This window comes from Hyphococcus sp. D3-15, from assembly GCF_055809375.1.
Genome location: NZ_CM147910.1, coordinates 1236714 through 1259530 on the forward strand (window position 1 = coordinate 1236714; position 22817 = coordinate 1259530).

The 22817-nt window shown below is 59.5% G+C and carries 17 protein-coding genes and 1 pseudogene; 15 read left to right on the forward strand and 3 right to left on the reverse strand.

Going from position 1 to position 22817, the window contains the following annotated elements:
• Positions 1-28: 28 nt before the first annotated feature.
• Positions 29-1750 (reverse strand): TonB-dependent receptor domain-containing protein, encoded by a 1722-nt coding sequence (locus AC0L8G_RS06150; RefSeq protein ID WP_473387691.1) that lies wholly within the window; start codon positions 1748-1750, stop codon positions 29-31.
• The gene (locus tag AC0L8G_RS06155; RefSeq protein WP_473387693.1) at positions 1729-2853 is read right to left on the reverse strand and encodes a TonB-dependent receptor plug domain-containing protein; all 1125 of its coding nucleotides are present in this window, start codon (positions 2851-2853) and stop codon (positions 1729-1731) included. The genes AC0L8G_RS06150 and AC0L8G_RS06155 overlap by 22 nt, the downstream gene beginning before the upstream one ends.
• 665 nt (positions 2854-3518) lie before the next feature.
• On the opposite strand from AC0L8G_RS06155, the gene AC0L8G_RS06160 reads away from it, so the two are divergent.
• From AC0L8G_RS06160 to AC0L8G_RS06210, 11 genes and pseudogenes are all read left to right on the forward strand, one after another.
• Positions 3519-3824 carry a TrbC/VirB2 family type IV secretion system protein gene (locus AC0L8G_RS06160; protein ID WP_473388812.1) on the forward strand — a complete coding sequence of 102 codons (306 nt, stop codon included), beginning with the start codon at positions 3519-3521 and terminating at the stop codon, positions 3822-3824.
• 4 nt (positions 3825-3828) lie between these two features.
• The gene (locus tag AC0L8G_RS06165; protein WP_473387696.1) at positions 3829-4113 is read left to right on the forward strand and encodes a VirB3 family type IV secretion system protein; all 285 of its coding nucleotides are present in this window, start codon (positions 3829-3831) and stop codon (positions 4111-4113) included.
• A 10-nt stretch (positions 4114-4123) separates the two neighbouring features.
• Positions 4124-6540, forward strand: a pseudogene (locus tag AC0L8G_RS06170) (VirB4 family type IV secretion/conjugal transfer ATPase).
• On the forward strand, positions 6537-7697 hold the full coding sequence (locus AC0L8G_RS06175) for a TrbL/VirB6 family protein (protein WP_473387697.1): 1161 nt from the start codon (positions 6537-6539) through the stop codon (positions 7695-7697). The pseudogene AC0L8G_RS06170 and the gene AC0L8G_RS06175 overlap by 4 nt, the downstream one beginning before the upstream one ends.
• Positions 7694-8500, forward strand: coding sequence for a TrbG/VirB9 family P-type conjugative transfer protein (locus AC0L8G_RS06180; protein WP_473387699.1), 807 nt, complete (start codon positions 7694-7696; stop codon positions 8498-8500). Before AC0L8G_RS06175 ends, AC0L8G_RS06180 begins: the two co-directional genes overlap by 4 nt.
• Complete coding sequence (virB10, locus tag AC0L8G_RS06185) at positions 8500-9639, forward strand: type IV secretion system protein VirB10 (protein ID WP_473387701.1); 1140 nt, start codon at positions 8500-8502, stop codon at positions 9637-9639. Before AC0L8G_RS06180 ends, virB10 begins: the two co-directional genes overlap by 1 nt.
• Complete coding sequence (virB11, locus tag AC0L8G_RS06190; protein ID WP_473387703.1) at positions 9636-10670, forward strand: P-type DNA transfer ATPase VirB11; 1035 nt, start codon at positions 9636-9638, stop codon at positions 10668-10670. Before virB10 ends, virB11 begins: the two co-directional genes overlap by 4 nt.
• A gap of 136 nt (positions 10671-10806) precedes the next feature.
• Positions 10807-12525 carry a DUF1800 domain-containing protein gene (locus AC0L8G_RS06195; RefSeq protein WP_473388813.1) on the forward strand — a complete coding sequence of 573 codons (1719 nt, stop codon included), beginning with the start codon at positions 10807-10809 and terminating at the stop codon, positions 12523-12525.
• Positions 12526-12541: 16 nt separating this feature from the next.
• On the forward strand, positions 12542-13960 hold the full coding sequence (locus tag AC0L8G_RS06200; RefSeq protein ID WP_473387705.1) for a DUF1501 domain-containing protein: 1419 nt from the start codon (positions 12542-12544) through the stop codon (positions 13958-13960).
• 35 nt (positions 13961-13995) lie between these two features.
• Positions 13996-16104 carry a TonB-dependent receptor family protein gene (locus AC0L8G_RS06205; RefSeq protein ID WP_473387708.1) on the forward strand — a complete coding sequence of 703 codons (2109 nt, stop codon included), beginning with the start codon at positions 13996-13998 and terminating at the stop codon, positions 16102-16104.
• A 146-nt stretch (positions 16105-16250) separates the two neighbouring features.
• Positions 16251-18002, forward strand: coding sequence for an amidohydrolase (locus AC0L8G_RS06210; RefSeq protein ID WP_473387710.1), 1752 nt, complete (start codon positions 16251-16253; stop codon positions 18000-18002).
• Between the two features lie 256 nt (positions 18003-18258).
• Here AC0L8G_RS06210 and AC0L8G_RS06215 read toward each other — a convergent pair whose 3' ends face one another.
• Positions 18259-18618, reverse strand: coding sequence for a hypothetical protein (locus AC0L8G_RS06215; RefSeq protein ID WP_473387712.1), 360 nt, complete (start codon positions 18616-18618; stop codon positions 18259-18261).
• Between AC0L8G_RS06215 and AC0L8G_RS06220 the strand changes: the two genes are divergently transcribed.
• The 4 genes from AC0L8G_RS06220 to AC0L8G_RS06235 all read left to right on the forward strand — a co-directional run bounded on the left by AC0L8G_RS06220 (position 18617) and on the right by AC0L8G_RS06235 (position 22816).
• Positions 18617-19165: a beta/gamma crystallin-related protein gene (locus tag AC0L8G_RS06220; protein ID WP_473388814.1), complete on the forward strand. Its 549-nt coding sequence runs from the start codon at positions 18617-18619 to the stop codon at positions 19163-19165. The genes AC0L8G_RS06215 and AC0L8G_RS06220 overlap by 2 nt on opposite strands.
• Before the next feature lie 98 nt (positions 19166-19263).
• Positions 19264-20847 (forward strand): TonB-dependent receptor, encoded by a 1584-nt coding sequence (locus tag AC0L8G_RS06225; protein WP_473387715.1) that lies wholly within the window; start codon positions 19264-19266, stop codon positions 20845-20847.
• The gene (locus tag AC0L8G_RS06230) at positions 20744-21829 is read left to right on the forward strand and encodes a TonB-dependent receptor (protein ID WP_473387717.1); all 1086 of its coding nucleotides are present in this window, start codon (positions 20744-20746) and stop codon (positions 21827-21829) included. Before AC0L8G_RS06225 ends, AC0L8G_RS06230 begins: the two co-directional genes overlap by 104 nt.
• Positions 21830-21904: 75 nt before the next feature.
• A complete protein-coding gene (locus tag AC0L8G_RS06235; RefSeq protein ID WP_473387718.1) occupies positions 21905-22816 on the forward strand; it encodes a TauD/TfdA dioxygenase family protein in 912 nt (303 codons plus the stop codon).
• Position 22817: the final 1 nt, after the last annotated feature.

Consider the following 22817-nt stretch of genomic DNA (forward strand, 5'->3'; position numbering starts at 1 on the left):
GCTTTGTTTTTCGTGTCGAGGTTGCAGATTAGAATTCTGCGCGGACCTTGAAGTAGTAGAAGCCGCCGAGATAACCCGCCGGGGCGATCGGCGGATATTTCGAACCGGCAACGCCGGCATTCGCCGCCGACAATTCATCCGGGAATGAATTGAAGACATTTTGCGCGCCGGCGATGAACTCGATGCCGTCGATAAGCTCGGCGCCGATTTCGAGATCGATCGGGAACTGCGCGCCGCCATCATGCGGAAGATCGCAGAAGGTCGGCGGCGTGGAGTTTGTGGCGTCGAGATGGCATTCAAAGAACTTGCCGTAGTAATTGACGCGCACCATGCCGCGAACCGGACCGGCAAAGTGATTGAAGGTCAGGTTCGCCCTTGTGCTTGGGATCGTGTCTTCAAGCTGCCGCCGGCGCCCTTCGGAAAGCGGCGCCGCGGTATCGAGACCCTGATCCGTCACTTTGGTGTCGGTCCAGTTGAAGGCGAGCGCTGCGGTTGTGCGTGTGTCGCCATAGAGCTCGAAGCTGGTGTTCGCCACGACGTCTATGCCTTGGGTGCGCGTGTCGAACGAGTTTGTGAAGAAGCCGAAGCTCGCGAGATCTTCCGACCCGGCGAAGTCAGCAGCGGTGAGGACAGACGCTGCATCCAGCAGGTTCAGGAGCTGGCTGGTTGAGTCGGTCGGCGAGAACGCCACCATGTTTTCGGTAGCGACTTCCTGCAACTCAGCGAGGAAATCCTGCTGGTCAGAGATCGCGATGCGGTCTGCAACCTTGATGCGGAAATAGTCGACGGTCAGGTCAATCGGACCGAGGCCGAAGGCGATGCCCGCCGTGACGTTTTTGGACTCTTCAGGCCCGAGTGTCGGACGGAAGCCCGACGACAATTCCAGCCGGTCCGCGATGAACTGGCCCGCAGCGCTTGAAAGCGGGATCGTTCCCTGATCCTGGAGTTGGCCGCCGGAGAACTGCGTTGTGATGTTCGTCACCGTCGCCTGACCTGCTGTCGGAGCGTGGAAGCCCGTCGAATAGGTTGCGCGGAAGGTGAGGTCGTCGGTGGCGTGGAACAGCGAGCCGATCTTGTAGTTCAGCGTGTCGCCGAAGGAGTCATAGAAATCTTCGTAACGGACAGCGCCCTGAAGCGTCCATTGTTCCGTTATGTCCGCTTCCACTTCACCGTAAATGCCGTAGTTTTTCTGCGACCGTGTGCCGGCGCTTGCGGTGGTGAAACCGCCAAAGCCGTTAGAGCTGGATGAAAAGCCTTGTCCGCCGGGATAGGCAAGGGACGGCGCAGCAAGCGGGCCGATAGCGAATGATTCCGGCTGACCGGCGCGGATGGTGAAGGCTTCTTTGCGGTGCTCTGCGCCGAAGGCTAAGATGATGTCAGATGCGAACATGCCGTTCGGAATCGCTACTGAGAAATCCGCATTGAAGTTATTGTCAGTCTGGGTGTAGCCGCCCGGATCAAATGAAGTCGGGGTGTTCGGCCCGAGGCTCGCATTGATCGTGTTGTTGATGAAGAAGTTGACTTCGCTCTGACCGTAGGAATAGCTGAGGTCATAAGTGAAAGCGCCGAGAAGGCCGCGCACGCCGGCAACGACGCCCTGGTCTCTGAGTTCGCCGCCAAAGCGAGGCGTGAAGCCGCCAGGGAACATTTCAACAAAAGAAAAGCAGTTGTCGTCAGCTTCGACAGCAGAAAGGATGGTTTCGTCTGGAATAAGTCCGCCCCCGGAGGTTAGGGGATGCCCGCTGGGCAATCGCCGGTATCGTCGACCGAAAGATCGCCCACACGAACAGAGGCTGAGGGATTGGCGACGATAGCGGACGTGAATGCGTCACGGAAGAAATCGTCAAGCGGATCGCCCGGCGTGCCGTTGTCGTCCACAACAAGCGGGTTGCCGGTAGCTGGGTTGACCTGCGGTCCGGCGAACACGCCGCCGCGATTGGTCGGGTTGCGGAAGAAGAAGCCGCCTTCGGTCTCGCGGCCGGAATAGTTGCCGAAAGAATAGACTTCAAAGGCGTCGGAGAAGGGCAGCGCCGCATTGGCGAAGAGCGAGAAGTCGTCGCGCACCTCAGGCTGCCCCCAGATCTGTGCCGGATTGGCGACGGCGGTGTTGCCCGCGGCGATCAAGGCGGCGGCGTCGTCGCGCTGGACCGAGCGGCTGGTCGCGCCGGTTTCGCCGAGCTCGGCGCTGAGATTCAGGAAGCCGCCTTCAGCAAGCGGCAAGGGCAAGCCCACATTCGCAGAGATGGAATATTGTTCGCCGTCGCCCTCATAGGACTGGCCCCATTCCGCTTCGAACGTCGCGCCTTCGGCAGAGTCCTTCAGGACGAAGTTGATCACGCCTGCGATCGCGTCAGAGCCATATTGCGAGGATGCGCCGTCGCGCAGCACTTCAACCTGCTTCAGCGCGATGGCCGGAATGACGGAGATGTCGGCGCCTTGCGCCCCGTCGGAAACGCCGCCGCCAAGGAACGAAATGACCGCCGCGCGGTGGCGGCGCTTGTTATTGACGAGCACGAGGGTGGAGTCCGGCGCAAGACCGCGAAGGTTGGCGGGGCGGATGATCGTCGCCGCGTCGGAAATCGGATATGTGTTGACGTTGTAAGAGGGCACGGACGTGCGCAGGATATTTTGAATATCGCTGTCGCCCTGATTGAGAATCTCGTCAGAGCCGATCACGTCAATTGGCGCCGGCGTATCCGCCGCGGAACGGGCGTCGCGTCGCGTACCGACGGTAATAATGACGTCACTGGTTTCGGCGGTGTCGCCTTGCGCGTGTGCCGGAACCGCCGGCAGTGTCACGGCGGCGGCAATTGCTGCGCAAGCAACTGAATACTTTAGTTGTGCTTTTTTCATACTTCCCTCTCGTTGTTTCTTAATTTTGTTCCGGCTCACTTTGTCTGTCCCGCCGGCGCGCCGAGGGGAAACAGACGCAACACAACACTGAATCGAAACACGCAATTTTATGTCTGATTGGAGAGCCGAAGCGAGGTATTCCCACAGAAAACGGCGAGTTTTTCCAAAGTGAAGCAAATATGTTGCAGTAAAAATTGCAACTTGTTCATGAACTTCAATGGTTAACTGCTCGCTTGGTGCAGCTTTTGGCTAGCATGCGAGAGAAAGTATTTGTTCGCGTTTGGTTCAAGTGTATTGCTGCACTGCAAATAGAAACCAAATGCCAAACGGCTGACTTGCAGAAGCCCGGCGGTCGCCAACACAGCATGTGACGAAGTCACATTACCCTGGCCGGGACGGGCGACTTCCGCGCCGCCTTAACAAAAGGTTGCTCGCAAGAAGCGTCGCGCCGGTCCGGCGCTTGTCGCCTGCCGCGCTGCGTTGATTACCTTTCAGCAATACGCGTCGCGAAATGGGGCGGGGCGGGCGCAAACGCAAATTGCAATTGTTTGGTTAAATCCTTTTTAAACCCGCTTTTCCTATACCGGAACATGCTGTGGCGCATGTTTAACGCGCCGTGTGAATCGGATGGTGTGCGCATGGACGGTAAAGGCCTAAACTGGTTAATGCGATGTCGCGCGACGCTCGCTATGGCGGCGGCCGCAATGGCCCCGACGCATGCGCTTGCGCAAAGCCCGGCGACCGATCCGCAAGGCTCTGGCCCGATCATCGCGGCGCTCGACTGGATGCAGGGAAGCCTGCTCGGCAATGTTGCGACGACGGCGGCGGTGATCGCCGTTGCGGCTGTCGGCTTCATGATGCTGACCGGCCGCTTGAACTGGCGCTACGGCATTACGGTCGTTGTCGGATGTTTCATTCTTTTCGGCGCTACGTCGATTGTTGCGGGAATTCGCGCCGCCGCCGGAGGGTGATTTTATGGAATCCCTCAATGCGGCGCCTGTATTTCGCGCTCTGACCCAGCCGCAAATGTTCGCCGGCGTCACCTACAGCTTCTTTGTAATCAATCTGGTGGTGACGACAGAGCTGTTTTTGATCACGCGCTCGGGCTGGTCGCTGCTTGCGGCGCTCGGCATTCACGCGGTCGGTTATATCGCCTGTCTTTATGATCCGCGGATTTTCGATCTCTGGATCACGCGCGTCAGCCGCTGTCCTCGCATCAAGAATTACGCCTTCTGGCGTTGCAACAGCTATATGCCGTGAGCGGGCGATAATGGAAAAACGCGCCAGCAAGCAAAAAACGTCACGTCTTACCCGCAAAGAACAGCGGGCCGGCGCGCGCTTGCCCTATGCGGCGCATGCGGATGGCGCGACCTTGCTGCTGCGCGATGGCGCGGTCATGCAAACCATCCATCTTGCAGGTCTGGCTTTTGAGACCGCCGACACCGAAGAATTGAATCATCGCCAGGCGGTGCGCGACACCATGTTGCGCGCCATCAATAATCACCAGTTCACGCTCTATCACCATATCGTCCGCCGCAGAGTGTCGCCGGACCTGAAGGGCGGCTTCGCTGATCCTGTCACCTCCGGCATTGATCGGCTCTGGCGCGCGCGCATGGGCGAAAAGCGGCTATTTGTGAATGAGCTGTTTTTGACGCTCGTCTACTGGCCGCAATCGGGCAAGCGCGGCCTTTTGCAAAAGCTTGGACCGCGCGGCAAGAAATATGATGACGCCCGCCGGGTGCAGGCGGTGAAAACGCTCAATGGCGCGCGCGAGGGATTGATGGCCTCGCTCGGCGCCTATGGGCCGCGTCTGCTTGAATGTTACGACGGCGCTGCAGGGCGTTGCTCGGAGCCGCTTGAGTTTATCTCTCTTCTTTATAATGGCGATCTGCAACCGGTCATGGCGCCGGCGGATGATTGCGGGAATTACATTCCCTATAAGCGCACATCCTTTGGCGCCGATGCGCTGGAGCAACGCGGCGCCGGAGCGGCGTCTCTTGGCTGCCTGTTGTCGGTGAAGGACTATCCGTCCGTCACCACGCCCGGCGTCATCGATAATCTGTTGCGTTTGCCGTTCGAACTGGTTGTTTCTGAAAGCTTCCGCTTTGTGGAGCGTCAGGCCGCGCAGGAGCGGATCGACCTCGCATTGCGCCGGTTGCGCGCCGCCGATGACGACACTGTTACGCTGAAGCGAGGCCTGCAATCTGCCAAGGATGACGCCTCGTCCGGCGCGGCGGGGTTTGGCGAGCATCATCTGACCGTCATGGCGCGCGCAGAGAGCGTTGAAGCGCTCGACAATGCAGCGGCGCTGGCGCAGGCGGCGTTGGCCGATATCGGCGCCATCGCCGTGCGCGAAGATCTAAATCTTGAACCGGCTTTCTGGGCGCAGTTTCCCGGCAATGAAGACTACATCGCCCGGCGCGCCATGATCTCGACAGCGAATTTCGCCGGACTTTGTTCCATGCACGGGTTTCCCATCGGCGCCCCGGATGGCGGTCATTGGGGCGGGCCCGTCACGCTTTTCGAAACCACGGCGTCAACGCCGTACTTTTTGATTTTCATGAAGGCGATCTCGGCAATTTTCTGGTGCTCGGTCCGTCCGGCACCGGCAAGACCGTCATTCTCAACTTTCTGCTGGCGCAGGCGCGCAAGCTCGATACGCGCACGATCTTTTTCGACAAGGATCGCGGCTCGGAAATTTTCCTACGCGCCATTGGCGGACATTATGATGTGCTGCGCGAGGGCGCGCCGTCCGGGCTTAATCCGCTGGCGCTTGATGACATTCCGGCGAACCGCGCCTTTCTGCGCACCTTCATTGCGCGGCTGGCGGCGGGCCCCGGCGGCGAGTTGACGTCAGACGAACGCGCCATCATCGCCGACGCGGTAGACAGCAATTTCGAACAGGATGTTTCGTTCCGGCGTTTACGATATTTCGTTGAAATGCTTGGCGGCGCCAGCCGGATGTCTGCAAGCGGCCTTACTGCGCGCATGGCGCGCTGGCACAGCGGCGGCGAATATGCCTGGCTGTTCGACAATCCCGCCGACAAGCTGAATCTCGACGCGGCGGTCACCGGCTTCGACATGACCGACCTGCTCGACGCGCCCGATCTGCGCGGCCCGGCGATGCTCTATCTGTTTTATCGCATCGGTCAGCGCCTTGATGGAACGAAAACCGCCATCGTCATTGATGAAGGCTGGAAGGCGCTGGACGATGAAGTCTTTTCCCATCGCCTGAAGGATTGGCTGAAGACCATCCGTAAGCGCAACGGCATTGTCGGCTTCGTCACGCAATCTGCGCGCGATGCTCTCGATAGCGGCATTGCGGCGACGATCACCGAACAGACGGCGGTGCAGATGTTCCTGCCGAACCCGCGGGCGCAGGATGCGGAATATCGCGGCGGCTTCGGGCTGACGTCGCATGAATTCGACATTGTGAAATCCCTGCCGGAACATTCGCGCTGCGTGCTCATCAAAAAGGGCGGACATAGCGTTGTCGCCCGGCTCGATCTGTCCGGCATGCCGGGCGTCTTGAAAATTCTCTCCGGCCGCGAAAGCAGTATTCGCGAGCTTGATCGGTTGCGCAGCGAAGTCGGCGACGATCCGGCCTGTTGGCTGCCTGCATTTCTGGGCAATGCCGCAAGCGAATTCGATCTGCCGAAAGTCTCTTATCGGGAGGCGGCGGAATGAACCAGATCGCTTGCGCCCCAACGGATGGAACCGGCCTTGTCGCGCCGCTGCTCGATCAGGTCGATTGCCAGGTCGCCGCCTATGTGGAGACCACCTATAATGCGATGTTCGGCCCGTTCGGCTTTCTTGAACCGGCGCTGACCGGCGCGCTCACGATTTACATCGCGATCTATGGCTTCCAGCTCATTTTAGGGCGCAGCGGGCTTTCCTTGTCCGGACTCGCGCCGAAAGTGTTGCTGATCGGGCTGGTGCTCGCTTTCGCGACCCGGTGGGGCGCTTATCAGGCGGTGTTTCTCAACCTCTTTTACGGGGGCGCCGATCATATCGCGTCGATGTTGCTCTCCGGCGGCGATGGCGTGTTCACGCGGCTTGATAATGTATTGCGCGAACTCATCCGGCTGGCGAGCGAGTGGAACGACACCGCGATCAATCGCGCCAGCGAACTCGCTAATGGCTTGCCGCCGCAACAAATCGAAACGCCGACCCCGGCGAAATCGAACGGCATCGTCAATCTGCTCTGGTTCAGCGCGATCCTGCTGGCCCTGTCGACTGCGGGCGTGTTGATCATTGCGAAAATCGTGCTTGGGCTGTTGCTGGCGCTTGGCCCTGCATTGGTAGTGCTGGCGCTTTTTGCGGCGACGCGCGGCCTGTTTGAAGGCTGGCTGAAAACACTGGCGAATTATGCGCTGGTTGCGGCCTTTGCGATGGCGCTGGCGGGCGGCGTATTGCTTCTCGTCGAACCTATGGTGCTGACGATTGCTGATGCGCGCGCAGGCGGCGACGTCAATCCGCAACCGGTCTTCGTGCTCGCCGTGACCGTCTTCGTCTTTGCGCTGCTCATGGTTCAGGTCTTGCGCATGTGCGCAAAACTTACAGGTTCCTGGGCGCTGCCGAAGGGGCGCGAAGACATAGCGCCCAGCGAAGCGCGCAGCGCAGAATCCGCCGCCGCCGCATCGCATACCAGCAATGGCCGCGTCGCAGACATGGTCGTCGCGGTGGAGCGCAGCGTCGGCGCGGCGCGGGACAATCGTTCCAGCGCGACGGCGCAGACGGCTTTCGCCGCGCAGGGCAATCCGTCGACCTATGCCAGCCGCCGCACGGGCCAAGCCTATCGCAGTTTTGAAAACCGTCTTGGGGCGCGGGGGCGCTTTGCATGATCAATTTTCGCCTCATAGTTTTTGTTTGCGCCTTGGTTCTGGCCGCGCCGCACGCCTATGCGGACTCGCGCATCAAAACCCGTACATTCGCTGACAACGCAGTCTATTCGCTGACCGGGCATTTCGGATTTCAGACCATCATTGAATTCAACGATGATGAAGTGATCGAGAATGTGGCGATTGGCGATTCCGCCGCCTGGCAGGTGACGCCCAATCGTCGCGGCGATGTGTTGATCCTGAAACCGATCAGCGAAGCGCCGGCGACCAATCTGACTGTCGTCACCACGTTGCGCCACTATATTTTTGAACTGACGGCGAAAAGCGCCAGCGACGCCAAGCCCGGCGAGATGGTGTATGTGTTGCGCTTCACCTATCCCGAACAAAAGCAACTGGCGAAGGCGCTGGAAGCGGAAGCGGCGGCCTATGTCGCGCCGCCTGCGCCGGATGAGCGCGTCGTCAATCGCAATTACAGCTATCAGGGCTCGCGCGAGATCGTTCCCTCGCAAGTTTTCGATGATGGCCGTTCAACCTATTTCAAATGGCCCGAAGGCGCGCCCGCGCCGGCGATCTTTCTGGTCAACAAGGATGATAAGGAAAGCGTCGTCAATCACGGCTTTGAAGACGGTTTTGTCGTTGTGGATCGAATTGCACCGGTCTTTTCGTTGAAGCATGGCGACTTCGAAACGCTGATCTACAACGACGTCTATGCGCCGGTTGATCCCGGCCCTGATGCGCCGCGCGAGCGCGCGAAAAAGCGCGGCTTTTTCGGCCGGGTCTTTGGCGGCGATGAGGAGCAGGGCTGATGTATCGTAGCGGCGGTCATGATCCGAGACAGGAAATGAGCGACAGCGCGCTGAAAGAAGCGAACGCTTACGCCATGCCAAGCGTCGCCAATGACGGCGGCGACCGTCTGGGCGCATTGGTGGGCTTTGCAGCCCTCGCCATGCTCGGCGTCTTTGTCTTCAACCAATTAAGCGCCGGCCGTCAGGCGGCGTCCGTCGAAGACATGATGAGCGAAACGCGCACGCAACTCACCGCCGCGCAATCGGAAGCGGAAGCGGCCCGCCGTGAAGCGGCGCAGGCGCGGGCCGACGCCCGCCGCGCCGAAGCGCGGATCACAATGAACAACACCGCCAATCAGCGCCAACGGGTCAATGCCGAGCCTGATCTGACGCCGTCGCAATCGAGCCTGCGCTCACCGGCGCTGGTGATCGACAATAGCCGCCCGCGCGAGGCGGACGCCGATACTGCGGGGGCGGGCGCTTCTGTGGCGGCGGCGGTTGAAGGGCTGACCGCATCGGATGTGTTTGCGAACCGCGTCGGCTCAAGCGGAACGGAGACCGTGCGGGCGACCCGGATCACGGATCTGTCGCGCACCGCGCCGCAAGGCACCATTATTTCCGGGGTTCTGGAAACCGCGATCAATTCAGACCTGCCAGGCTATGCGCGCGCGGTCGTCAGCGAAGACATTAGAAGCCTCGACAACCGCACCGTGCTGATCCCGCGCGGCAGCCGGTTGATCGGGCAATATCGCTCCGGCCTCGCGATTGGAGAATCGCGCGCCTTCGTCATCTGGTCGCGACTGCTGACGCCGGACGGGATTTCCATCGAACTCGCATCGCCCGCCACCGATACGCTCGGGCGCGCGGGATTGCCCGGCAAGGTCAACAGGCATTTCTTTCAGCGTTTTGGGTCGGCGATCTTGCTGTCGGTGATTGATGTCGGCGCCAATGCGCTGGTCTATGACAATAATTCGCCGATCATCATCGGCTCGACTTCCGAAGCGCAGGCGATCGCCGCGCAGGCATTGTCGCAACAGATCAATATCCCGCCGACGGTGAAGGTGAAGCAGGGTACGGAGATACGCATCTTTCTTGCGCGCGATCTCTATTTTCCGCCGCTTGCCGGAGGGCAGGGGCAGGATCAAGGGCTGCGCCCATGAGCGAACCGGCGCTGATCGACGAGGCGGAATCCCGCGACGTTTATCTCAAATCGTTTTTAAAACCGTTTGAGCGGTGGCTCAGCGCGCCGGACATCACCGAGATCATGGTCAACCGTCCCGGCGAGGTCTGGATCGAGCGGGCGGCGGGCGGTTTCGAGCGACATGAAGACGCCGCGATCAATAATCTTTTATTGCAGCGTCTGGCCGGACAGATTGCGCGCGTCAGTGCGCAGGCGGTCAATCGCGAACAACCCTTGCTGTCGGCGGTCCTGCCCAGCGGCGAGCGCATTCAGATGGCCGGCCCTCCCGCTGCGGGTGAAAACTGGACGCTGGCGATCCGTCGTCATGTGGTCAGCGATCTAAAGCTTTCTGATTTCGCCGGCGCACAGGGCTTCCATAATGTGCGTGTAAAAAGCGATGGCGCGTTAAGCGCGCTCGATCGCAAACTCTGCGAATGCCTGAACGCGCATCAGATTGAAGACTTCCTGCGTCTTGCGGTGCGCGGTCGCAAATCGATTCTGGTGTCCGGCGGGACGTCGACCGGCAAGACCAGCCTTCTCAATGCGCTGCTGCGCGAGATCGGCGAAGATGAGCGGATCATCACCGTCGAAGACACCAGCGAAGTGCGTCTCAACCAGCCAAACCGGCTTGGCCTTGTCGCCGCCAAAGGCGATCTGGGTGAAGCGCGCATCAACATCACGGATTTGCTGGAGGCGGCGCTGCGCATGCGTCCTGACCGCATCATTCTGGGCGAAATTCGCGGCGTTGAAGCAGCGGCGTATTTGCGCGCGATCAACACCGGTCACCCGGGTTCAATCACCACTGTTCATGCAGACAGTCCCGAAGGGGCGCTAGACCAACTTGCGCTGATGGTGATGCAGGCGGGCCTGCCGCTCGGTCGTCAGGAGACGATAGATTACATTCTGTCCATCGTTGACACTATCATTCAGGTCGCACGCATTGATGGCGAACGCGTGATCGAGCGCATTTATTTCAAGCCTAGTGAAAATGCAAACTTCTCTTTTTCGTAAGGTGTGCATTTGCTGCGCTTATTCCGCTCCGTATGCGGATTTCAGCGAGACATTTAGTCAAATTGCCGGGCTTTTGTATACGCCCTTTTACCAGATGCCCCGTAATTTCTTACGCACCAGGTAGGAAATGGGCGTGATGATGCATATGCGCGATCTTCATAAATTGACGCGAATGGGCGCCGTTTGTTCTGCGGCGTTCCTGCTATCCGCATGTTTCGGCTCCAGCGATGATGCTGAGGCGCCGCCGGCGTCATCAGCGCCGCCGCCGCCGACCGCTGCGGATATCATGACCAGTGAAGCGGCCTCACGCTTTCTCAGTCAGTCGACATTCGGTCCTTCAGAGGCTGATATTGACGGGCTTGTCGCATCGGGCGTTTCGGCCTGGATGCTGTCGGAATTCGCCAAGCCGCAAGAATCGATCCTGCAGGAAGTGTTGATCGCGGAAGCGTCGGGCGAAGACATCGGACCGGATGCGCTCGCCGAAGCATTCTGGACCCGCGCCATCACCAGCGACGACCAGTTGCGCCAGCGTGTTGGCTACGCCTTGTCTCAAATCCTCGTGGCGTCCTTTTCGGACTCGCAACTCGCTGACCGCCCGGTCGCGATGGCGAACTATATGGACATCATGTCCGCCGGGGCGTTTGGCAATTTCCGTCAGACTTTGGAAAATGTCACCTACAGCCCGGCCATGTCGATCTTTCTGACCTATCTCCAAAATCAGAAAGCGGATGCTGAACGCGAAGTCGTGCCGGACGAAAACTATGCGCGCGAAGTGATGCAGCTATTCACGATCGGATTGCTGGAGCTTGAGCCCGATGGCGTGGTTCGCCTCGATGGCGGGGGCAACCCGATCGAGACATACACCAATGACGATGTCACCGAGATGGCGAAGGTCTTCACCGGCCTTAGCTGGGCCTCGCGCGACCGTTTCCTCGGACGTCCCGAAACGCTGGAGTCTGAATATCTGCCGCTGGTGATGTTTGAAGAAGAACATTCGCCGGAGGCCAAGAGCTTCCTCGGCGCAACGATACCGGCGAACACGCCGGGCGATCAAAGCATCTCCATGGCGCTCGACGTGTTGTACAATCACCCGAATACGCCGCCTTTCATCTCTCGCCAGCTTATTCAGCGCCTGGTCACCAGTAATCCGAGCCGCGGCTATGTCGGCCGCGTTGCAGACGCCTTCCGTAGCGGTTCATTCGCGCTGCCGAATGGCAGCAGCGTCGGCGACGGCACGCGCGGCGACATGCGTGCTGTTGTGGCGGCGATCCTGCTCGATGCGGAAGCACGCGACGTCGCTCGCATTGACGATCCGAATTTTGGCAAGCTGCGCGAGCCGGTGCTGCGCTTCACCCATTGGGCGCGCGCCTTTGGCGTTGAAGAAACCACGACGGACGGCGCCGAAATCCTGCGCAACACCTCTGCGCCGTCGCGGCTCGGCCAACAGGCTTATCGCTCTCCGTCGGTGTTCAACTTCTACCGTCCGGGATTTGTGCTGCCGGGCTCTGAAAGCGCCGCGGCTGGGCTGGTTGCGCCGGAACTCCAGATCACCACGGGATCGAGCATCACGGGCTACGCCAATTTCATCGAAGGCTTTGTGCGTCAGCGCGTTTCCGACAGCACCTATGTGCCGGACTATTCCGCCGAGCTTGCGCTGGCGAATGATCCGGCGGCGCTGGTCGATCATCTCGACGAAATTTTGACCTATGGCACGCTGCGGGCGGAAAGCCGGGCGCGTATCATCGAAGCGGTCACCGCCATTCAGGGCAATCAGAATAATCCGCGCGAAGAAACCCGCGTTGCTGCGGCCGTCCTCATGATGATGACGTCTGCCGACTACATCACTCAGCGTTAGTAAAAGGGCGGCGCACATGAACCCCTCCAGACGACAATTTTTGAAGGCCTCCGCTGCGCTGTCGATGACGGGCGGCGCCGGTTTCGCGCTCGACCTCGCACGCTTTAACGCCTTTGCGGCGGATACGGGCGGCTACCGGGCGCTGGTCTGTGTCTTTCTGTTCGGCGGCATGGACTGCCACGATGTGGTCATTCCCTATGACACCGCCAACTACAACGCTTACGCGAATATCCGCAGTTCGTTGTTCGACCGGTATGAAGATCTTGAGGGCGGCTCCACCCGCGCGCGCGATCGCCTGCTGCCGATGAACCTCGCGAATGCTTCGGATTTTGGCGGACGCCAATTCGCGCTGCCGCCAGAGCTCGGGCCGTTGCATGAATTGATGGGCGACGGCGCTTGCTCGCTGGTCTCGAATGTCGGGCCGCTGGTTGTGCCGGTCAATCGCGAAGAATACCGCAACCGGTCGCGGCCGCTGCCGCCGCGCCTGTTCTCCCATAATGACCAGCAATCCACCTGGATGGCGTCGCAGCCCGAAGGCGCGCGGTTCGGTTGGGGCGGGCGTCTCGCGGACATCATGCTGGCGGCCAACGCCAATCCGGATTCGACCTTTACGGTGGTCTCCACATCCGGCAACCAGGTGTTTCTCTCCGGCGAACTCGCAAGCCAGTTTGAAGTCGGCACCAATGGCCCTGCAGTCATTCGCGGCATTGAAAACAACAGCTATCTCGGCTCCGATGCATTGCCGACGCTGCTGGAATCGCATTTGCGCGCCGAGAACGAAACGCTCGCCAATCTGCTTCAGCGCGATTATGTGAACTCGGTCAATCGTTCGATCGACGCCAACCGGACATTGAGCGAGTCGTTCGATCAGCCGGCGCCGTTTGATACGGTCTTCCCGCAAAGCCGCCTTGGCCAACAGCTGCAAGTGGTGGCGCGCATCATCGCGCTGCGCCAGGTGCTTGGCGTCAGCCGTCAGGTTTTCTTTGTCGGCATTGGCGGTTTCGACACCCATTCCGACCAGGCGAACTCCATTCCCAACCGCCACAACGAAATCGCGACCTCTATGCGCGCATTCTATGATGCGACCGTTGATATGGGCGTCGGCAACGAAGTGACGTCTTTCACCGCGTCGGATTTCGGCCGGACCCTGACCGTCAATCGCGACGGCACTGATCATGGCTGGGGCGCGCACCATCTGGTCGTCGGCGGCGGGCTCGCCGGCAATCGCATGCACGGAAGTTTCCCATTGCCGGTGCTTGAGCATTCGCAGGATTCCGGCAATGGCCGTCTCATTCCAACGACATCGGTCGATCAATATGCGGCGACTTTCGGCCGCTGGTTCGGCCTTAACGACACAGAACTTAACGACGTGCTGCCGGGGCTCAGCAATTTCTCGAATACGGATATCGGTTTGTTCACCGGCGTTTCAGTCTGACGCCGGCGCATAAGAATTCGAAATAGGGGCGACGCATGAAAATCAAACCAGCGCTGACGGCAAGCGTATTTGCGCTGTGCCTGGCGACCGCAGCCGCGGCGGAAGGCGAGCCCTTTGTCGCCAAGCCAAGCCTGTTGCGGGACCGCCCGCTAGAAGAACTCGGCGTATGGGCGCAGCCCAGCGCGATCGATATTCGCGAAGCGGATGACTATGTGGACAATTATGCCGGCGATGCGGGCGAAGCCTTCTTCTTCGCTCCCGGCGTAACTATCAACTATCTGGACCTTGTGGAGCCACGCATCGTGATGCGCGGTTATGCGGTCGGCAATCGCGCGCAACGCTCGACAGTGAATGTGTTTCGCGACGGCGTATCGCTGACCGACATTCACGGTGAAACCAACCTGGCGGAGGTCGACCTTCTCGCCGTTTCGCAAGTGAATATTTACCGCGGCGGCGGCGGAGATTTCAAATTTGTCGGCGACAATCTGGGCGGAGCGGTCAATTTCGTATCGCCCACTGGCCACACGGCGCGCGCGCCCCGTTCTGCGCGTTTCGATGTCGGCTCTACAAAGGACGGCACGCCAGGCGGGCAGGCCCATGTGGAGCTTGCAGCGGTTGCCGGCGCGCTTGACTATTACGCCAGCGTCACCGGGCGCTATGAGACAGGGTTCCGCGACAATAATCAGCGCATCGACGCCTTGTTCACCGGCAATCTCGGATACGAATTTTCGCCGAACTTCCGGACCCGGTTCTTTTTGGATGTCTCGCGCAGCGATGATGAATATGCGGGCGGCCTGACGCAGGCGCAGCTCGATGACGATCCTTCGCAAGGCATGCCGGCGATCACGCTTGGGCCGCTATTTTCCGGCGGGCCGATCATTGAGTTCTCGGGCAGCGCTGAAGACAGCGAGATTGGCCGCGAGCTGACCACTGCGCGCATCGCCAATGTTACGAATTTTGATTTGTTCGGCCTCGAGTTTGAAGGCGGCGGACATTATCTGCGCCGCGATGTCTATGCGCCGCATATCGATTTCGCCGGCATCCTCGATGAAAACGGCAGCGAGTGGGGCGCCAACCTCACAGCCCGCCGGAATTTCAGAATCTGGATTTTCGACACCGATCTGCGTATCGGCGGGACTTACGGCTCGGGCTCAAAAGATGTCGCCTGGTTTGAAAATCTCGATGGTGAGAGCGGCAATCTGACTGCGGAAACCATACAGAAGTCAAAGAAGCTGACCGGCTTTGTTGAAGCGGCGATTAACCCGATCAGCTCGCTGGTTGTCGATCTTGGCGCGAAATTCATCAAGGTCGACCGAACGCTCACCGTCGATGATAATGACGACAGTGCAGACTATACCGGTGTGGCCGCGCGCGGCGGCGTCACCTATCAGCTGCTTAAATCGCTGGAAGTCTTCGCCAATGCTGCGCGCAGCTACGAGCCGCCATCTTTCGGCGAACTGGTTTCCGGCGATCCCGAAGACATCATCAATCTCGAAGAGCAGGACACGTTTTCCTATGAAGCGGGACTGCGCGGGCGGATCAATGATTGGATCGGGTGGGACATCGCCTATTTCAAAACCAGCATCGAAAATGAAATCATCAATGTTGAAGAGCCCGAGACCAACGGCTTTGGCGATGCGCTCGTCAATGTGGACAAGACACGCCATAGCGGCATTGAGGCGGGCGTCGACATCAATTTGTTCCCGGGCATGTTCTCGCGGTCCGGCAATGCGCTGACCTTGCGCAGCGTCTACAACCACAACAATTTCCGCTTTGTCGATGCTGATCCGCTGAATGTGGACGGCAACCGCATTGCGGGCGTACCGCAGCATGTCTATCGCGGGGAACTGCGCTACAGCGCTGGCGATAAATGGTTCGCGGGCGTGAATGTGCAAATGTCAGGCGGCGCCTATTTCGCTGACCATGAAAACGAAGTTTCCGCGCCGAACTATACTTTGATCGGTTTCAGCGCCGGCTACCGCATGAATGACAATCTTGAAATTTTCGCCTCGGGTGAAAATCTGACGGACGAAAAATACGCGACTGGCCTGACGCCGGTCGAATCGCAGGCCCTGTCCAACGGGCGCATTTTCACGCCGGGTGCGGGCGCCTCGATCTATGGCGGGCTTCGCTACAAATTCTGACGACGCCGTCCTCAACACTTGCAATCACTAAAGGAACCGCCCTTCCGCATGGAAAGGGCGGTTCTTTTTGCCGCGGACATCCCCCATTTTGCGGCGAAGAAAAGGAGCGTAAGCTCGGCGGCGCAAGTCACCTGCGGGCATCCCACATGATCAGACATTCTCTCGCCGCTCTCCTCATCACCGGCGCCATGCTTGGCGGCTGCAGTAAGGAGGCGCCGGCCGATCCGCCCGCCAGCACGATCTTCGTCAATGGCGCGGTGTTCACCGCCGATGCGCAAAACACCATCGCGGAAGCGGCGGCGATCCGCGACGGGCTGATCGTCAAAGCCGGAACCCGCGACGACATTATGGCGCTTGCGGGCGCGGGAACCGAAATCATCGACATGCAGGGCGGCATGCTGTTGCCGGGTTTTACGGATGCCCATACGCATCTGGTGGATGGCGGCGACACGCTCACCTCCCTCGCGGTGCAGGACGCGGAGACGGTGGAGGAGTTGCTCGAGATGGTGCGCGCCTATGCGGATGCGCATCCTGATCTTGAGGTGATTGTCGGGTCCGGTTGGGCGTTGCCGTTGTTCAAGGGCGGCAATCCCCACAAATCGATGCTCGACAGCGTAGTGGCGGATCGGCCCGTCATTCTCTGGGCGGCGGACTGGCATAATGCCTGGGTCAATTCGGCGGCGTTGGAAGCGGCGGGCGTCGATGCGTCAACGCCGGACCCGGTCAACGGCAAGGTTGAGCGTGACGCTAAGACCGGCGAGCCGTCAGGCGCCTTGCGTGAATCGGCGACCCAGCTTGTCGCCGATCTGATCCCGCCCATGACGCTGGAATCTGCGCTGGAAGATTTGCTCGCCGGCATGCGGTTTCAAAACGCGATGGGGTACACCGCCTCTATCGACGCGTCGGTGCCGCCGGAAGTCGTCGCCGATGCGTTTATCGCGGCGGTGGAAAACGGCGAAGCCACCCTTCGTGTGGAGCTTTCCATGCTGCCGACATCGGACTTTACGGACAAGGCGTTCACTGCGGCGCAGATCCCGGCGCGGATTGAAGACCTTAAGGCGCGGCGCGCAAAGATCGAAGCGGCGAACACGGATTTGCTGACCGGCGGCATGGTGAAGATCTTTCTCGACGGCGTGCTGGAAAACCAGACCGCCGCTCTGATCGAACCTTATATAGGCGCCGAGGCGGGGCCGGCGCATCAAGGCGTTCTCAACATGGCGCCTGAACTCTTGAATGAATATGCGGCGGCGCTCGACGCTGCCGGATTCGATTTTCACATGCACGCAATTGGCGATCTGGCCATACGCACCGGGCTCGATGCGGTGGAGCATGCGCGACAGGTGAATCCGGCGCGCGAACGCCACCATCACATCGCGCATATCGAGTTGATTGATCCGGCGGACATTCCCCGCTTCGCCGAAGTCGGCGCCGCCGCTAATATGCAAACCCTGTGGGCCTATGGGGACAGCTACATCACCGACCTTACGGAGCCCTTTGTCGGGCCGGAGCGTTCAAAATGGCTGTACCCGTTCGGCGCGCTTCGCGATGCTGGCGCCTTTCTGGTTTCGGGCAGCGACTGGCCGGTTTCCACGTCCGATCCGTTTGATGCAATCGAAGTCGCGGTCACGCGCGTGTCTTATGATGGCGATACGCCTGTCTGGTTGCCGGAGCAGCGCCTCACGGTGACAGACATGCTTCGGGCGCTGACCACCAATGGCGCCGTGTTGATGGGCGAGGGCGAATCGCGCGGATCGATCGAACCGGGCAAGCGGGCCGATCTCATCCTGGTGGATGCAAACCCGTTGACCGTCGACCCGTCAGCGTTAAGCGACATCAATGTGGTGTTGACCCTGCTCGATGGTCGGCCGGTCTTTCGGCGCGAGGCGACATCCGAATAACGGGATCCCTGCTAGGATAAACGCCGGGCGAACGGCGCTCCCAACAGACGGTCGGGCATGGGCGCTATTAACCCATCCGTCCGCCGCGGAAGTTAGTTTCGACAAAAGGCGAACCAATGTCATGCGCTGCAAGTGTGACCGAGAATCAAGCGTTTGAAAAAGATTCAGTCGTTCCGAAAAGCCGATCGTTGCATTTGAAACGATTGCCGCGAGGCGGGGTTTCCCGACGCGCGTGAAAAATTGTTATTTTGCATTCCTATTCAACAGGTTGATTCACATTCGATATGGATTGTTGCGTTGCAATATTAATTGCCGCATCCGCGAAGCGATTGTTGTAATCTCGTAACAGCTCAAGGAATGTTCGTGCGCTGTTAATGTTCTGCGCACGGAGAATTGTTCCCATGCGTTGAAAGTTGGGCGATGCCTGTGCGTTGAAACGATGTTGAAGGCGCACAGAAAGCAAGTCATGATGCGCAGCAAGTCCGGGGGATTTGATTTTGGATAAGCGATCAAAAGCGCCTTGGGCTTTACGGTTTTGTATGGCTTTCGCCATTGTTGCGACGGCTGTTGCAGCAAGGGCGGCGGCGGAGAGTTTGGAGTCCCCCGTGCTCGTCATGTATGAAAAAGTCGGGATGAACGGTCGGGAGATAGCCTATAGCGCCCCGGTCGCCGATATCGACGTGCGGTATCCTTTTCACAGCGCGGCGGTTAAATCCGGTCGCTGGGAGCTTTGCACGCGCAACAATTTCAAAGGCGCTTGCCTTGATGTGGGGCCGGGCGACGAAATCGTCAGCCTGAAAAAGAATTTCGGCTTTTTCGCGCGCATTCGTTCATTGCGTCCGATTGACGGCGTGCGCACTGTTACAGCCCCGGACGCGCCTGAGGCGATGGAAATTGTCGGCGCCGAGCCGGCGCCCGGATCTTCGCCGGACACGCCGCGCGCGCCGGTCGCCAGCGCCGAGGCCGTTTTGCGCGGCCACCAGGCTTATTTCTTCAAGAATCCGATGTGGGACGGAGCGGCGATCGACGCCGCCGACTCGGACGCGGCGGGCGCTTTCTGCCGCGAGGCCGGCTTTAAAGACGTTGAATTTAGCGGTTCCGCCTCCAATGGAGGACGCCAGGTGATTGGCGATCTCCTTTGTTCGAACGCCCTGAAACACTAAAAAGTAAGGGTTTCTAAACGATTTAACAACAAAGACGTTAACCAACTAAACGCAGTCTAGGGAAGGGAAAGAAGAAAGTGAAACAGCCAAGAATTAAGATGAGCCGGCGGAAGTCCGCCTTGCTCGGCGCGTCCGTGGGGGCGCTTGCTCTGACGGCGCCTGCGCTTGCGCAGAGCGGTGAGTCCAGTGGCGGACTCGACAACATCACGGTTACGGCGACGCGTTCGGAAACGAACCTGCAAGACACGCCGCTCGCCATTACTGCAATCACAGCGGATGCGCTCGAAGCGCGCGCCTTCAATTCAATCGAAGACGTCGCCGCTGTCGTGCCGAACGCCAGCTTCCGTCAAGCGCAGGTGGCTTTCGGTCGCGCGGTGACCGCCTATGTCCGCGGCATCGGCCAGAACGACTTCAACCTGGCCTTCGAGCCGGGCGTGGCCATGTATGTTGACGATCAGTATTACGCGCTGCTCGCCGGTTCGGTTTTCGACTTGCTCGACATTGAGCGCGTCGAAGTCCTTCGCGGTCCGCAGGGCACGCTGTTCGGTCGTGGCGCCATTGGCGGCGCGGTCAACATCATCTCGAAAGAGCCTGGACCGGAGCCGGAAGCCTATATCGACGCCACCTACGGCGCCTATAACCGCACGGATATGCGCGCCGGTTTCAACTATCCGCTGTCGGACAATCTGTTCCTGCGCGTGTCGGGCGTTTCGAAACATCGCAAAGGCTATCAGGACGTTCTCGACTTCCGTTGCGCCATGTTCCAGAACGGCACGCCGGCGCTTGCGGGCGCCTTCCCGTCGCTCGATCCGTCAGGCGGCTTTGTCGCCGGCAATACTGGTGATGACTGCGTCATCGACACCTATGGCGGCGAAGACGTTCAGGCGCTGCGCGGGGCTTTGAAGTATGAAGGCTCCGGCTGGGACTTCACGCTGACCGGCGACTACACGGATGACCAATCGTCTCCGGTCGCCGACAAGCAGATTCAGATTATGCCCACAGGCTATAATGCTGACGGGACGCCAAGAGATGATCTAGACGCAGCCGGCATGCCGGTCATGGGCGGCGACGGCATCGCTGACGGCGGCACCGCACGGCTGGATCAACTCGTTTACCAGCCTCTTTGGGGCATCAGCTATGACGAGCGCTTCCTGACCAACGACAATTACTCGACATACGCCACCTACGCCGATCCGATTCCGGCAGGCACGAACATTCCCGGGACATACTACAACGGTTCCGGAGATCGCGGCGGCGCCCAGCTTGAGCGCAAAGCCGTCATCGAGCAGTTCGGCTTCAGCGGCAAGTTCAACGCCGATCTGACCGAAAGCCTCTCCTTCACGATGATCGCCGCTTTCCGGGATGTCTTCACCACCGGCATCAACGATACGGACGGTTCGCCGCTCGGCATTCAGACCGTAAAAACGCAGATCGAACACGAACAGTGGACCGTCGAGCCGCGCGTCACCTACAACTCCGATTTCATGGATGTCACGGTAGGCGGCTTCTTCTACAATGGCGATCTCGACGACGACTTCCCATGTCGCGATCCCCTTCATTCAGCTGCAGCAGAATGCGTTGATCCAGTTCGATACAACGGCGAAGGCTGTCTATGGTCAGGGTGTCTTCCGGCCGTTCGGCCCGCGTCTCGGCATTACGCTTGGCGCGCGTTATTCGGATGACCAGAAAGACGTCAGCTTCAACAATGGTCAGGGCGGCATCGACACGACGTTCGATATCTCGCAGGATAATTTTGACTGGCGCGCCGGTCTCGATTTCCAACTGACGGAAGACATCACTGTCTACGGCTCTGCGGCGACGGGATACCGTCCGGGCGCATTCAATCCGCGGCCGTTCCAGGCGTCCCAGCTTGTGGGCGTCGATGGTGAAGAAGCGATCGCTTACGAACTTGGCTTCAAGGGCGATCTCTTCGAGAACACCATGCGGATCAACATCGCCGGTTTCTACACCGACTATGAACAGCGTCTGATCCCCGCGGGCGGCTTCGAGTGTATCGACAGCGGCGTCGCTGGCGATTGCGTTGTCGCCGGCAACGAGGTGGAGGAGCCCGCAGGTGATGACGGCTCCACATGCCGTGCTTATGATGCGTTGACGGATGGACCGCGCAATGTGGCCGCTGGCATCGGCGTCACCTGTATTCCGAAAACCAACTACGTCAATACGCCGGGCACGGTGAAAGGCATTGAGGCTGAACTTGACTGGCGTCCGATCGAAGGCCTTATGATCAACGCAAGCGGCGGCTGGACCAAGTTCACCGCACCGGAACTCGAAACCGGTCCGTTCGTCAGCGACAAGCCGGTGTACGTGCCGGAATGGACGGGTTCGGCTGGCATCGCCTATGAAATCCCGGCCCCGGCGCTGGGCGGCTCCATCACACCGCGTATGGACTGGTTCTATTCGGGCGAGATCAATTACAACTCGCTCTCGGCGATCGCGTTCACGGAAGCCTATTCTGTCTTTAACGGACGCATCACCTATGTGAATGACGATGGCGACTTCCAGGTCGCCGTCGGGGCCACGAACCTCTTTGACAACGACTACTTCCTCAATGTGTTCGATCTGACCGCCTTTGGTCAGCCCTCGACGGAAGGCCAGCCGGCCGCGCCGCGCGAGTGGTACATTCAGGTCAAGAAGCGGTTCTAGGCTTTTAGACTTGTAGCGAACAGAGCCGCCGCCCCAACACAATCGGGGCGGCGGCTTTTTTTGGGAAGACAGGCCATGAATTATCAGATCAACACCTTACACCCGATTTTCGCAGCGGAGATGACCGGCTTCGATCTGGACGCTGACATTGCGCCCCGTCAGGCGGATTTTATCGAAGACCTGATGGCTGAGCACGCCGTGCTGGTGCTGCGCGATTTGAACCCCAGCGATGAGGGGCATTTGCGTTTCGCCCGTACCTTTGGCCCGCTGGAGCTGCCGCCGAAAATGTCCGACCGTCCGGCGACAATGAAATACCGGATCGATCCGGCGCTCTACGATATTTCCAATCTCGATGCGGAAGGCCGCATCATTCCGGCGGATGATCCGCGTACGAAATTCAATCTCGGCAATGAGCGTTTTCATACGGATAGCTCTTTTAACGCGCTGCCGACGAAATGGTCGCTATTGCTTGCTTATGAAACGCCGGAAAATGGCGCGAATACGGAATTTGTCGATATGCGCGCGGTTTATGACGCGCTGCCGGGTGATCTGAAAACCCGCGTGCAGGGTCTGAAGGCGGTGCATGACCTTTGGGGCGCGCGGGTGAAATATGAATTTGGCGGCGCTGTCACGGATGAAATGAAGCGGATGATGCCGCCGGTGGTGCATGAACTGGTGCGCCGCTCAGCCAATGGGCGCGAGACGCTTTATATCGGCCAGCACGCCTTGCGTATTGTGGGCATGGGAGAAGCGGAAAGCGAAGCGTTGCTGGCGGAGCTCATGGCCTTTGCGACACAGCGGCAGTTTGTTTACTCCCATAAATGGCGCAAAGGCGATCTGGTGATCTGGGACAATCGCTGCACGCTTCATCGCGGCACGGATTTCAATCGCTTTGTCGACCGGCGCGATCTGCGCCGCGCCACCATCAACGAATATGGTCCGGAAACATCCGCGACCGGTGCGCTGATGGCCGACACCATACATTAAG